The sequence below is a fragment of the Propylenella binzhouense genome (assembly GCF_009866965.1).
Lineage (GTDB): Bacteria > Pseudomonadota > Alphaproteobacteria > Rhizobiales > Afifellaceae > Propylenella > Propylenella binzhouense.
On the sequence record NZ_SPKJ01000011.1, the window covers coordinates 1 to 12,566 of the forward strand.

Sequence of the window (12,566 nt, forward strand, 5' to 3'; positions counted from 1 at the left end):
CCTCCGTCCGCGGCCTCGCCGGCGGTGCGGCCGGAGACGGCCGGGGAGCCGGCGGCTTCGGCACACCGGCCACCCGGCGCGCCTTCGGCGCCTGCCCGCATCGAGGCGGCCCGCCAGATCCGTCCGGCGGGCGAAGCGGGACACCGGCAGCCGGCTCCCGAGGCGCCCGACGTGGCCGTCGGAGCCTTCGGCGGGTCGGAGGGCCGGCTTCTGTCGAGCGATGCGGGAGCCGCGGTCTCGGGCGCATTCTCGGCGCTCGCCCATACGATCCTCGCCCAGAATGCGCGTACGCTCGAGGATCTCGTGACCGACCTGCTGAAGCCGATGCTGAAGGACTGGCTGGACGAGAATCTTCCGCCGCTCGTCGAGCGGCTCGTTCGCCAGGAGATCGAGCGGGTATCGCGCGGACGCGGCTGAGCGGCCACGCAAGCGAGATTCGGCGGGGCGCTCCGGGAACGGGCGCCCCGGCTTCATGTTGACAGGTCTCGGGCCGGTCAGTTTAAGCACCGGGCAGTTCCCGAAAGACCAAGACGTCCATGCTCGACAAGACCTACGACGCCGCGAGCGTCGAGCCGAAGATCCGCGACAAATGGGAGGCCGCCGAAGCCTTCCGGGCCGGTGCGGGTGCGGCGCCGGGCGCCGAGACGTTCACGATCGTGATCCCGCCGCCGAACGTCACCGGCTCGCTTCACATGGGCCACGCGCTCAACAACACGCTGCAGGACGTGCTGGTCCGATTCGCGCGCATGCGCGGCAAGGACGTGCTGTGGCAGCCCGGCATGGACCATGCCGGCATCGCGACGCAGATGGTCGTCGAGCGCCAGATGATGGAGCGCCAGGAGCCCGACCGCCGCTCGATCGGGCGCGAGGCCTTCATCGAGAAGGTCTGGGCGTGGAAGGCCGAATCCGGCGGAATGATCGTGAACCAGCTGAAGCGGCTCGGCGCATCGTGCGACTGGTCGCGCGAGCGGTTCACGATGGACGAAGGCCTGTCGCGGGCCGTGCTCAAGGTGTTCGTCCGGCTCTACAAGGAGGGCCTGATCTATCGCGACAAGCGGCTCGTGAACTGGGACCCGAAGCTTCTGACCGCGATCTCCGATCTCGAGGTCCAGCAGGTCGAGGTCAAGGGCAAGCTCTGGCACTTCCGCTATCCGCTCGCCGACGGCCGCTCCTACCGCTTCCCGACCGCCTTCGACGAGAGCGGCAGGGCCGTCGAATGGGAGGAGCGGAACTATATCGTGGTCGCCACGACGCGGCCCGAGACGATGCTCGGCGACACGGCCGTCGCCGTCCACCCGGACGACGAGCGCTATCGCGGCCTGGTCGGCGGAGAGGTCGTCCTGCCGCTCGTCGGCCGGCGCATTCCGATCGTGGCGGACGAATATGCGGATCCGGAGGCCGGGTCAGGCGCGGTCAAGATCACGCCGGCCCACGACTTCAACGATTTCGAAGTGGGCCGCCGGCACGGCCTGCCGCTCGTCAACGTCTTCGACGTCGAGGCGAAGGTCGTCCTCCGCGGCAACAGCGACTTTCTCTCCGGCGTTCCGGAGACGGACGAGCTCGCCGAGACGGTCCCCGCGCTCGACGGGCAGGACCGTTTCGCCGCGCGCGAGCGGATCGTGGCGATGATGGAAGCGCGCGGCCTTCTCGACAGGATCGAGGACCACCCGCATTCGGTCCCGCACGGCGACCGCAGCGGCGTCCCGATCGAACCGTTCCTGACCGACCAGTGGTATGTCGACGCCAAGACGCTGGCGGCGCCGGCGATCGCGAGCGTGCGGGAAGGCCGCACCGACTTCGTCCCGAAGAGCTGGGAGAAGACCTACTTCGAGTGGATGGAGAACATCCAGCCCTGGTGCATCTCGCGGCAGCTCTGGTGGGGGCACCGGATCCCCGCCTGGTACGGGCCGGACGGCGAGATCTTCGTCGAGGAGAGCGAGGAGGAAGCCGAGGCGGCTGCGTTCCGCCACTACGAGACCCGGGTGAAGCTCCGCCGCGACGAGGATGTGCTCGATACCTGGTTCTCCTCCGCGCTGTGGCCGTTCTCCACGCTGGGCTGGCCGGACGAGACGCCCGAGCTCCGCCGCTATTATCCGACCAGCGTGCTCGTCACCGGCTTCGACATCATCTTCTTCTGGGTCGCGCGGATGATGATGATGGGGCTCCACTTCATGGAGGAGGAGCCCTTCCACACCGTCTACATCCACGCGCTGGTGCGTGACGAGCACGGCGCCAAGATGTCGAAGTCGAAAGGCAACGTCGTCGATCCGCTCCAGCTCATCGACGAATACGGCGCCGACGCGCTGCGCTTCACGCTCGCCGCGATGGCGGCGCAGGGCCGGGACATCAAGCTCTCGACCGCGCGCATCGCCGGCTACCGCAACTTCGCGACCAAGCTCTGGAACGCGGCGCGCTTCTGCGAGATGAACGGGTGCCGGCCGCGCGACGACTTCGACCCTCCCGCCGCGCTCGACCCGCTCAACCGCTGGATCCTGACCGAGACCGCGAAGGCCGCCGGCCGCGTGACCGAGGCGATCGAGGGCTACCGCTTCAACGAGGCGGCCGAGGCGGCCTACCAGTTCGTCTGGAACACCTTCTGCGACTGGTATCTCGAGCTCGCCAAGCCGATCCTCGCCGGCGACGACGAGGCCGCCAAGGCGGAGCTCCGCGCGACCGCGGGGCACGTGCTCGGGACTGCGCTGAAGCTCCTCCACCCCTTCATGCCCTACGTCACCGAGGCGCTCTGGGAATCGCTCCACGGCGCCGATCGCGGCTTGCTGGCGCTCGCGCCCTGGCCGGACGGGGCCTACGAGGATTCCGAGGCGGCGGACGACGTGAACTGGCTCATCGCGCTCGTGAGCGAGATCCGTTCGGCCCGCTCCGAGATGAACGTGCCGCCCGGCGCGCGCATCCCGCTCGTGATGGTCGGCGGTTCGCCCGAGACGCATGACCGGCTTTCCCGCCATGCCGCCGCACTGGAGCGGCTGGCCCGGCTCGCCGAGATCCGACTCGGCGATGCGGTTCCGTCCGGCTCCGCACAGCTCCTCATCGGCGAGGCGACGGCGGCGCTGCCGCTTGCCGGCATCGTCGACCTCTCGGCCGAGCGCATCCGGCTCGAGAAGGAGATCGCCAAGGTGCGGCAGGAGATCGACCGCCTCGACAAGAAGCTCGCCAACGAGAATTTCGTGGCGCGCGCGCCGGAGGAGGTGGTGGAAGCGGAACGCGAGAAGCGCGCCGGCTATGCCTCCGACCAGGAGCGGCTGGAGGCGGCGCTGAAGCGGGTGCGCGAGGCCGCCTGAGAGGCCACTGGGCGGGCCTGCGCGAAGGCCTGCCTAGCGGAGGCCCATGCCCACGACGAGGACGACGCAGACGGCAATGAGGCAGGTGGTGATCGCAAGCGGGATCGCAGGCCCCGCGCTCAGATAGGGGGCGAGCGTCGTCTCCAAGTCGTCGCGCTGGGTGGTCCGCATGGTGCTTCCCGTTCTCCTCTCGGCCTTGCCCCCTCGCCTTGTCGCGCAAGGCGGGACCCGCTTCAACAGATCGTACGGGCGGAAACCGTTCTTCCCCGGCTTTCAGATCGGGTTTTAGCCGAGTTTGAAGACACTTGCACGCGTCGGCGGGATCGGGTCGGCGCTTGCGGTTTGCGCCCGCCCGGCCGACAAAGGGCGCATGGTCTCTTCGCTCCTCGTCGCCAATCGCGGCGAAATCGCCCGCCGGATCGTTCGGACGGCCCGGCGGATGGGGCTCAGGACGGTTGCGGTCTTCACGGAGGCCGACCGCTCCTGGCCGCACTGGCGGGAGGCCGACGAGGCGGTGCTCCTCGGCGCCGGCCCTGCCGCCGAAAGCTATCTCTCCATCGAGCGCATTCTCGAGGCGGCGCGCGGCGCGGGCGCCGATGCCATCCACCCGGGCTACGGCTTCCTTGCCGAGAACGCCGCCTTCGCGGAGGCCTGTCGCGCCTCGGGCATCCTCTTCATCGGGCCGCCGGCCCCCGCGATCCGCGCGATGGGCTCGAAGTCCGAAGCCAAGCGCCTGATGGTGCAGGCCGGCGTTCCGGTCGTGCCGGGCTATCACGGGGAGCGCCAGGAGCCGGGATTTCTCCGGCAGAAGGCCTACGAGATCGGCTGTCCGCTCCTCGTCAAGGCGGTTGCCGGCGGCGGCGGCCGCGGCATGCGGCGGGTCGATCGGGCGGTGGACTTCGACGCCGCGCTCGAATCGGCCCGGCGCGAGGCGCTCGCCGCGTTCGGCGATGACCGGGTGCTCCTCGAGCGCTATGTCCGCGACCCGCGCCATGTCGAGGTCCAGGTGCTCGCCGATTCGCACGGCGCGACGATCCATCTCGGCGACCGGGACTGCTCGCTCCAGCGGCGGCACCAGAAGATCGTCGAGGAGGCGCCGGCGCCCGGCCTCGCCGAAGCGGTCCGCAGCGCGATGGGGCGCGCCGCCGTGGCGGCGGCCGAGGCGGTGGGCTACCAGGGCGCCGGCACGGTCGAGTTCGTCGTCGGCAAGGAGGCGGAGACCCGGGAGGGGGGCTTCTTCTTCCTCGAGATGAACACGCGCCTCCAGGTCGAGCATCCCGTGACGGAGATGGTGACCGGCCTCGACCTCGTGGAATGGCAGATCCGGATCGCTTCCGGCGAGCGGCTTCCGCTGCGCCAGGAGGATGTTGAGCTTGCCGGCCATGCGGTCGAGACGCGCGTCTATGCGGAGGACCCGAAGGCCGGGTTCCGGCCGTCGACCGGCACCGTCCAGGTGGCGGATTACCCGGCGGGCGAGGGTGTCCGGGTCGACGCCGGCGCGGAGGCGGGCAGCGTCGTCGGCCCCTTCTACGATTCCATGCTCGCGAAGGTCGTGGCACATGGCCGCGACCGGGCCGAGGCTCTCGACCGGTTGCGCAGCGCGGTGGCGCAGACGCGAATCGCCGGGCCCAAGACGAATCTCGCATTCCTCGGCGCGATCCTCGCCGAGCCTGAATTCGCGAAAGGCGGCATCGATACCGGCTTCCTCGATCGCGCTCTCCCGGACCTTCGAATTCCGGATCTCCCCCCGGCCGCGGCCGCCGGCGCAATCGAGGCGCATCTCGCGGCCGCCGCGGCGGAGAGCGCCCGCGGCATGGCGGGGCCCTGGGCCCGGACGGACGGATTCGAGCTCGGCGGGTACGAGCGCCGGCAGACGCTCGTCTTCGATCTCGAGGGCGTCCAAACCGTTGCCGAGGTGGTCTGGCGCGGCGGTGCGCCGGCCGTCGCCAGCCTGGGCGGCGAGGCACCGCCGCCCGATGCCGCCCCGGTCGACATCGTCTGGGCCGGCAGCCGCGCCTTCCTGCTGGCGGCGGGCGCGCAGCTCGCGGTCGCGTTTCCCGATCCGCTCGATCGTTCGCCGGACGAGGAGCGGGAGGACGGCTCGGTCTACGTTCCGATGCATGGGAGGATCGTGCAGGTCTCGGTCGCGGAGGGCGACCGGGTGGAGAAGGGCGACCCGCTCGTCACCGTCGAGGCGATGAAGATGGAACACGTGCTTGCCGCGTCGGCCGCCGGATCGGTGGAGGCGCTCCATGTCCGGCTCGGCGAGCAGGTCGAGGAAGGCCGGCTGGCGGTGCGGATCGGGCCGGCCGGGCCGGCGGCCTCCCCGGAGCGCGCGGAGCCTGTGAATGGCGGGTAGTGCGACCTCGAGCCTGTTTTCAGCGCGGCGCGGCGGCATTACCTAGGTCGGATGGCACTCCATCTCGTGAAGCTCTGCGTCGGCTGCGACTCCGTCGAGGACCTGCAGGACTGGGTGGAGCGGCGCCTGGCGGAGATGCGCCGGAACGGCGAGGCGGCCGAGCAGCGGCACACGACCCGGATGGCGCCGAAGCGGGCGGAGGAGCTTCTCGACGGCGGATCGCTCTATTGGGTGATCCGGGGCAACATCCAGGTCAGGCAGCGCCTGCTCGACATCCGCCCCTTTACCGACGGAGAGGGGACCCCGCGCTGCCACCTCGTGCTCGAGCCCGTCCTGGTCCAGACCGCCTGGCAGCCGCGCCGCGCCTTCCAGGGCTGGCGGTACCTCCCGGCTGCGGACGCGCCGTCGGATGCGGGCGCGGAAGGCGGCGGCTTCGCCGATCTGCCGGCCGCGCTCGGCCGGGAACTGGCGGAACTGGGGCTGCTGTGACGGGCCGGCGCTCACCGGGCCGCGCCGTCTGTTCAGGGCGCTAGCCGTGTCGCTCCAGCGCCTCTCCCTCCGCGACCTGGAATATATCGTGGCGGTCGCCGACGAACGCCATTTCGGCCGGGCCGCGGAGAAGTGCCACGTTTCCCAGCCGGCGCTTTCCGCGCAGGTGCGGAAGCTGGAGGACATGCTGGGGCACGCGCTCTTCGAGCGCACGGCGCGGGGCGTGCTCGTGACCAGCCAGGGCGAGCGGCTCGTTCCGCATGCGCGGGAACTGGTTCTGGCGGCGCGGCGCTTCCTCGATCTCGCGGCCGGCTGCGACAGGCTGCAGGGCGCGCTGCGTATCGACGCCATCGCCACGCTCGGCCCCTATCTCTTCCCGTACATCCTGCGCCCGCTCCGCGACCGCCTTCCCGAGGTCGACCTCGTCCTGCGGGAAAGCCGGACGGAGACGATCCTGAACGCGCTGGTGCGCGGCGAATCGGATATCGGCCTCGTGTCGCTGCCGCTCCGGGAGGAGGGGCTTGCGACCATCCCGCTCTTCGACGAGCCGTTCGTCGCCGTCCATGCGGCCGGCCGCGACATCGCCTCCGGCGCCACGGCCGATATCGACAGGCTCGACCGTGCGGGTCTCCTCCTCCTCGAAGAGGGGCACTGCCTGCGCGACCAGGCGCTCGCGCTCTGCTCCGCCGGGGAGAGCCGGGTCGCGGTCCATGCCACGAGCCTCGAGACCCTCTGCCACATGGTTGCGGCGGGCGCCGGCTACTCGCTCCTGCCGGCGCTTGCGGTCGACCCCGAGGAAACCTTCGGCGGGCTGGTGCGCTACACGCCCATCGCGGACAGCCGGGCCCGGCGGCGGATCGGGCTCGCCTATCGCGCCACCGATCCGCGCCGTCCGCACTTCGAAGCGATCGCCGAAACTATCCGGGAAAATCTGCCGGCCGGCGTGGATGCGGTCGCGCCTCCCGCCGGCAGAAGCGGGGAAGGGATCAGCGCGCTCCCGCGCTCGTCGCCTGCCGCGCCAGCCCGCCATGCAGGTCGAGGCCGCGCTCGAACCAGTTGAGGACGGGATCGTCCGGCGCGAGCGGCAGTTCTCCGTGGATCGTGTAGAGCCACATCAGCGAACCGAGGACGATATAGTCCGTGAAGAGCGGGGAGGGGCCGCCCAGCCATTCGTGCCGCGCAAGTGCGTGCCGGAGCGGTGCCAGCGCCCTGGCGAGGGCCTCGCGCTCGGCGTCTGCGCCCGTCGTGAAGGCCTCGAGCGTCACCCCGTAGCGCGCCTCCCGGCTCTGGCGGAAATAGGCCTGGTCCGCGACGTCGATCAGATCGTGGATGGGCATGATGATGATCCGGCCTATCACCGGGTGCAGGTGCGCCACCGCCCAGCCCTCGAGGAAACGCGCCGCCGCGACGATGCCCTCGCTGCCGAACAGGGTCGGGGCCCCGGGCCGCGTCGCCTCGAGATGGAGCGCGATCTCGAAGGAATCGCCGATGCGCTCGCCGTTGTCGACCAGCACCGGCACCGTCCGGAAGGCGCCCCCCTCGATCTCGCGGATCGCTCCGAACGGCGTCGGGACCGTCTCCGGCACGACGCCCTTGTGCGCGAGCGCGAACCGGGCGCGCCAGCAATAGGGACTGAACCGGAGATCCCTGTCGCGTCCGCAGAGATCATAGAGTCTCACCACCATGCCGATGCCCTTCCCGGACCGATATGCTAGGGGCGGCGGGCGAAATCGCGAGGACGGAAATGAAGGCCCATTACGAAATGTTCGCCGCCTACAACAGGTGGGCCAATCGCAGGCTTTACGGTTCGGTGCAAGGCCTCGCGGCCGATGCGCTCCGCGCCGATCGCGGGCTTTTCTTCGGCTCGGTCCTCGGCACGCTCAACCATCTCCTCGTCACGGACCGGATCTGGATGTCGCGCTTCCTCGGGGAGCCGAGCGCCTACGACCGGCTGGACCTCGTCCTCTTCGAGGCGCTCGAGCCGCTGCGCGAAGCCCGAGAGAACGAGGACGACCGCATCGTCTCCTATGTGGCGGGCCTGACGCCGGAGCGCCTGTCGGGCACCTTCAGCTATGTGCGGGTGAGCGCGCCGGAGCCGATCACGCAGCCGCTCGCACCGGCGCTTGCGCATTTCTTCAATCACCAGACCCACCATCGCGGCCAGGTCCATGCGGCGCTTACCGGGCTCGGCGGACGCCAGGCGGGTCCGGAGCTCGATCTCGTCTTTTTCCAGCGCGAGACCGGGATCGGCCTCGCCGGCTGACGTTTACTCCGACGGGCCGAGGCGGTATTTCCCGCGCGCCGACATCGGGAGACGTCATGGATAGGATCAGGATCGCCGTTCTCGGGGCCTCTGGCTACACGGGCGCCGATCTCGTGCGCCTCGCCGCCCGGCACCCGAATGTCGAGATCGTCGCGCTGACGGCGAACACCCACGCCGGCAAGCCGCTGGGCGAGGTGTTCCCGCATCTCGGGATGCTGCGCCTGCCGGATCTCGCGCGCTGGGAGGATGTCGACTGGACGCGCCTCGACGCGGCGTTCTGCGGCCTGCCGCACGGCACGACGCAGGAGATCACCGCGGCGGTGCTGGGCGAGAACCCGGCGCTCAGGATGATCGACATGTCGGCCGATTTCCGGTTGCGCAACCTCGACGTCTACGCCGAGTGGTACGGCCACGAGCACAAGGCCCCCGGCCTCCAGGTCGAGGCGGTCTACGGGCTCACGGAGCACTATCGCGAAGCGATCGGGAGCGCCCGGCTCATCGCCTGTCCCGGCTGCTATCCGACCGCGGCGCTGCTGGCGTTGCTGCCAATCGTGCAGAACGGGCTGGTCGAGGCCTCGGACATCATCATCGACGCCAAGTCCGGCGTTTCAGGCGCCGGGCGTTCGCTCAAGCAGAACACCCTCTTCTGCGAGGCCGGGGAAGGGCTTTCGCCCTATTCGATCGGCAAGCACCGGCACGCGCCGGAGATCGAGCAGGAGATCGGCGCGAAGGCCGGCGGCCCGGTGATCGTCAACTTCACGCCGCATCTCATTCCGATGAGCCGCGGCGAGCTCTGCACGTCCTATCTGCGGCTCTCCGGGGATGCGAGCCCGGACGACCTCCGCGACGCGCTTGCGGCCGCCTATGCCGGCGAAGAATTCGTGCGGGTGGTTGGCCGGGGCGTCATTCCCCAGACGCAGAACGTCCGCGGGTCGAACTACGTGCAGATCGGCGTGTTCGAGGACCGGATCCCCGGCCGGGCCATCGTCGTCTCGGTGCTCGACAATTTGGTGAAGGGGTCGGCGGGCCAGGCGATCCAGAACATGAACGTCGCCTTCGGCCTCGACGAGACGGCGGGACTTCTGCAGCTGCCGCTCTTTCCGTAGACGCCGGGCGGCCGGGATGCCGGGCGGCCGCGGCCGCCCGGATCCGATTCGCGATTGAGGCTCTTCAGAAGAAGGAGCGGCGGCTCCACCACCCGGTGCGCTTCGGACGGTTGTCCTCCGGCTGGGGCTCGGGCTCGGGCTGCGCCGGCTCGGCGTCAGCCGCCGTTTCCGCCGGCTCGGCCTGCCTTTCGTTGTCCTGGTCGGATGCCGCTTCCGGAGCAGATCCGGATTCCTCGTGCCGCTCCGCCGCCTCGCTGAGGGCTTCGATCTCCTCGGCATGGGCGTCGCCGGCCGGCACGGGCTCCGCGGCCGCCGCAGCGGAGGCCTCGGATTCCGGCTCCGCCGCCGGGGCAGCGTCCTCCGAAGCCGTCGCCGGTTCGGCCGCCGGCGCTTCGGCGCTCACCTCCACGGAATCCGGGATCGGCTCCGCGGCCGCCGCCTCGGCGCCCTCGGCGGCGGGTTCGGCAAGGTCCTCCGACACTTCCGCGGCCTGATCCTCGCGCGCCTCGTGACCGTTCTCGCGCCCGCGGCCCCGCCGGCGCCCGCCTCGGCGGCCCCTGCGGCGGCGCTTCTGCCCGTTGGCCCCGGTCTCGTCCTCCTCCGCCGCTTCCGAAGCCTCGTCAGCCTCGGCCTCTTCGCCGGAAGCCTCCGCGACCTGCTCGTCGGAGGGCGCTTCCTCGGTCCGGTCGGGGCGATCGCCGCGCCGCCGGCGGCGGGACGGACGTCCTTCGCGCCGGCCTTCCTCGCGCTTCGGCGCCTCTTCCTCTTCCTCGGCCGGCTCTTCGAGCGATTCGGCGACGTCCAGCATCGCGACGGCGCCCGAACGCTCCGCCCGCTCGGTCACCGCGGCACCGCGCTCGATGACGAAGCCGGAGCCGGTCGGCAGGCCTTCGCCGGAGACGGTGATCGAGAGACCGAACCGCGCCTCGAGCTCGGCGAGATGCGACCGCTTCTGGTTGAGCACGTAGAGGGCCACGTCCGGCCGGGTGCGAACCAGAAGGTTATGGCCGGTCGAACGGATCAGGTAGTCTTCGAGCGCGCGCAGGATCTGCAGGGCGAGCGACGACATCGACCGGACCTGCCCGGTGCCGTGGCAGTGCGAGCAGGGCTCCGAGGAACTTTCCAGGACGCCCGTGCGGATGCGCTGGCGCGACATCTCGAGGAGCCCGAAATGGGATATGCGTCCGACCTGGATGCGCGCCCGGTCGAGCCGCAGGCATTCCTTCAGCTTCCGCTCCACGGAGCGGTTGTTCCGGCTCTCCTCCATGTCGATGAAGTCGATCACGATGAGGCCGGCGAGATCGCGGAGCCGTAGCTGGCGCGCGATCTCCTCGGCCGCCTCGAGATTCGTGCTGAGCGCCGTGTCCTCGATCGAGTGCTCGCGCGTGGAGCGGCCGGAATTGACGTCGATCGAGACGAGCGCCTCGGTCTGGTTCAGCACGATGTAGCCGCCGGACTTCAGCGTCACCTGCGGCGAGAACATCGCGTCGAGCTGGGACTCCACGCCGTAGCGCGAGAAGATCGGCACCGGCTCACGATAGGCCTGGACGTTCTTGGCATGGCTGGGCGTCAGCATGCGCATGAAGTCCTTGGCCTCGCGGTAGGCGTCGTCGCCGGCAACGAGCACCTGGTCGATCTCGCGCGAGTAGAGATCGCGGATCGACCGCTTGATGAGGCTGCCCTCCTCATAGACGAGGGTCGGCGCACTCGAGCGCAGCGTCAGCTCGCGCACATTCTCCCACAGCCGCAGCAGATACTCGAAATCGCGCTTGATCTCGGTCTTCGTGCGGTTCGCGCCCGCGGTCCGCAGGATGACGCCCATCCCCTCCGGCACCTCGAGATCAGAGGCGATCTCCTTCAGCCGCTTGCGGTCCGCCGCGTTGGTGATCTTGCGCGAGATGCCGCCGCCGCGCCCGGTGTTCGGCATCAGCACCGAATAGCGGCCCGCGAGCGAGAGATAGGTGGTGAGCGCCGCGCCCTTGTTGCCGCGCTCCTCCTTCACGACCTGGACGAGGAGCACCTGCCGGCGCTTGATGACCTCCTGGATCTTGTACTGGCGGGGCCGGGGCTTGCGCCGCTCCGGCACCTCCTCGAGGGCGTCCTCGGCGCCGACGCTCTCGACCGCCTCTGCCTCGTCGGGCTCCTCGCCGCCCTCCGCTTCGGCCTCGACCTCGGCGTCCTCGACCGCCGGCTCGCTCGCCTCCGGAGCCGCTTCGGCCTCGGCAGCGGCGGCGCGCTTGCCCCGGCGCCGCTTCGGCGCGGCCTCCTCCTCGTTCTCCGCCCTGCGGGCCTCGGCCTCTTCGGCCGCCTGCTGGTCGATCAGCGCCTGCCGGTCGGCGAAGGGGATCTGATAATAGTCGGGATGGATTTCCGAGAAGGCGAGGAAACCGTGCCGGTTGCCGCCATATTCGACGAAGGCCGCCTGCAGGGACGGTTCGACGCGGGTTACCTTGGCGAGATAGATATTGCCGCGCAGCTGCTGCCGGTTCGCGGCCTCGAAATCGAATTCCTCGACCTTGTTTCCGCGCAGGACGACCACGCGGGTCTCCTCCGGATGCGCGGCATCGATAAGCATCTTGTTGGACATTGAAGGCTGACTCCGGATCCGCGCGGCCAAGCCGATGGCATGCGCGAAAGCTCGCGCGCCGCGCCGGATCGAACAATTGTGGAGCGCGAAAGGGATTTCGACCTTTGCGCCGCGCGAGCGCCGACGGCCCCGCCGCGGGAGCCGGCATCCGCCGTTTCCCGTTCGGTTCCATCATGTGCTCGCCGGACGATCATCGGCCGACCTTTCGGGCAGGTTCGGGGCGAGGCCCCGGATTACTCGGCCGTTGCGCGGAATGGCACCGGCCCGTATTCACCCCGGGCCGTTCCGACAGAACTCGGCTGGCATGTGCTGCGTCGCGCCGCGCCGTTGGACGGCCTAGGAAGAATCCGTCGCGTAGGTTTTAGGAACGGTGGCAGCGCATTGCAAGCGTGAGTTCCGAGTAAAGCGTGCCGGGTCCGCCTTGCCTCCGCCGCATAGCTGCGCGAACAGTGAAGGGAAGCTC

Annotated in this window: 10 protein-coding genes; 7 read left to right on the top strand and 3 right to left on the bottom strand. The window is 70.1% G+C overall.

Annotated elements, in window-relative coordinates; translation table 11 throughout:
• The coding region (locus E4O86_RS05535) for a PopZ family protein (protein WP_161139527.1) at nucleotides 1–417 on the top strand (417 nt) is incomplete at its 5' end.
• 119 nt (nucleotides 418–536) lie between these two features.
• The gene (locus E4O86_RS05540; RefSeq protein ID WP_161139528.1) at nucleotides 537–3,299 is read left to right on the top strand and encodes a valine--tRNA ligase; all 2,763 of its coding nucleotides are present in this window, start codon (nucleotides 537–539) and stop codon (nucleotides 3,297–3,299) included.
• A gap of 33 nt (nucleotides 3,300–3,332) precedes the next feature.
• Here E4O86_RS05540 and E4O86_RS05545 read toward each other — a convergent pair whose 3' ends face one another.
• Nucleotides 3,333–3,470 (bottom strand): hypothetical protein, encoded by a 138-nt coding sequence (locus tag E4O86_RS05545; RefSeq protein WP_161139529.1) that lies wholly within the window; start codon nucleotides 3,468–3,470, stop codon nucleotides 3,333–3,335.
• A 199-nt stretch (nucleotides 3,471–3,669) separates the two neighbouring features.
• Between E4O86_RS05545 and E4O86_RS05550 the strand changes: the two genes are divergently transcribed.
• The 3 genes from E4O86_RS05550 to E4O86_RS05560 are packed head-to-tail and all read left to right on the top strand — an operon-like array spanning nucleotide 3,670 to nucleotide 7,207.
• Entirely contained in the window at nucleotides 3,670–5,658 is a 1,989-nt protein-coding gene (locus E4O86_RS05550) for an ATP-binding protein (protein WP_161139530.1), read from the top strand.
• Nucleotides 5,659–5,709: 51 nt separating this feature from the next.
• Nucleotides 5,710–6,147 carry a DUF1489 family protein gene (locus E4O86_RS05555; RefSeq protein WP_161139531.1) on the top strand — a complete coding sequence of 146 codons (438 nt, stop codon included), beginning with the start codon at nucleotides 5,710–5,712 and terminating at the stop codon, nucleotides 6,145–6,147.
• 46 nt (nucleotides 6,148–6,193) lie between these two features.
• On the top strand, nucleotides 6,194–7,207 hold the full coding sequence (locus E4O86_RS05560; RefSeq protein ID WP_205520727.1) for a LysR substrate-binding domain-containing protein: 1,014 nt from the start codon (nucleotides 6,194–6,196) through the stop codon (nucleotides 7,205–7,207).
• Here the strand turns inward: E4O86_RS05560 and E4O86_RS05565 are convergent.
• Entirely contained in the window at nucleotides 7,134–7,832 is a 699-nt protein-coding gene (locus E4O86_RS05565) for a glutathione S-transferase N-terminal domain-containing protein (protein WP_161139533.1), read from the bottom strand. The genes E4O86_RS05560 and E4O86_RS05565 overlap by 74 nt on opposite strands.
• Nucleotides 7,833–7,891: 59 nt before the next feature.
• On the opposite strand from E4O86_RS05565, the gene E4O86_RS05570 reads away from it, so the two are divergent.
• Together E4O86_RS05570 and argC are read left to right on the top strand one after the other, a co-directional pair.
• A complete protein-coding gene (locus tag E4O86_RS05570; RefSeq protein WP_161139534.1) occupies nucleotides 7,892–8,410 on the top strand; it encodes a DinB family protein in 519 nt (172 codons plus the stop codon).
• A 56-nt stretch (nucleotides 8,411–8,466) separates the two neighbouring features.
• Complete coding sequence (gene argC, locus E4O86_RS05575) at nucleotides 8,467–9,516, top strand: N-acetyl-gamma-glutamyl-phosphate reductase (RefSeq protein WP_161139535.1); 1,050 nt, start codon at nucleotides 8,467–8,469, stop codon at nucleotides 9,514–9,516.
• 64 nt (nucleotides 9,517–9,580) lie between these two features.
• Here argC and E4O86_RS05580 read toward each other — a convergent pair whose 3' ends face one another.
• Nucleotides 9,581–12,103 carry an Rne/Rng family ribonuclease gene (locus tag E4O86_RS05580; RefSeq protein WP_161139536.1) on the bottom strand — a complete coding sequence of 841 codons (2,523 nt, stop codon included), beginning with the start codon at nucleotides 12,101–12,103 and terminating at the stop codon, nucleotides 9,581–9,583.
• Nucleotides 12,104–12,566 lie beyond the last annotated feature (463 nt).

Bases quoted from the DNA above. Each gene is read 5' to 3' on its own strand.
- E4O86_RS05545 (WP_161139529.1), bottom strand. From the start codon at position 3,470: ATGCGGACCACCCAGCGCGACGACTTGGAGACGACGCTCGCCCCCTAT.
- E4O86_RS05540 (WP_161139528.1), top strand. From the start codon at position 537: ATGCTCGACAAGACCTACGACGCCGCGAGCGTCGAGCCGAAGATCCGC.
- E4O86_RS05550 (WP_161139530.1), top strand. From the start codon at position 3,670: ATGGTCTCTTCGCTCCTCGTCGCCAATCGCGGCGAAATCGCCCGCCGG.
- E4O86_RS05580 (WP_161139536.1), bottom strand. From the start codon at position 12,103: ATGTCCAACAAGATGCTTATCGATGCCGCGCATCCGGAGGAGACCCGC.
- argC (WP_161139535.1), top strand. From the start codon at position 8,467: ATGGATAGGATCAGGATCGCCGTTCTCGGGGCCTCTGGCTACACGGGC.
- E4O86_RS05570 (WP_161139534.1), top strand. From the start codon at position 7,892: ATGAAGGCCCATTACGAAATGTTCGCCGCCTACAACAGGTGGGCCAAT.
- E4O86_RS05565 (WP_161139533.1), bottom strand. From the start codon at position 7,832: ATGGTGGTGAGACTCTATGATCTCTGCGGACGCGACAGGGATCTCCGG.
- E4O86_RS05555 (WP_161139531.1), top strand. From the start codon at position 5,710: ATGGCACTCCATCTCGTGAAGCTCTGCGTCGGCTGCGACTCCGTCGAG.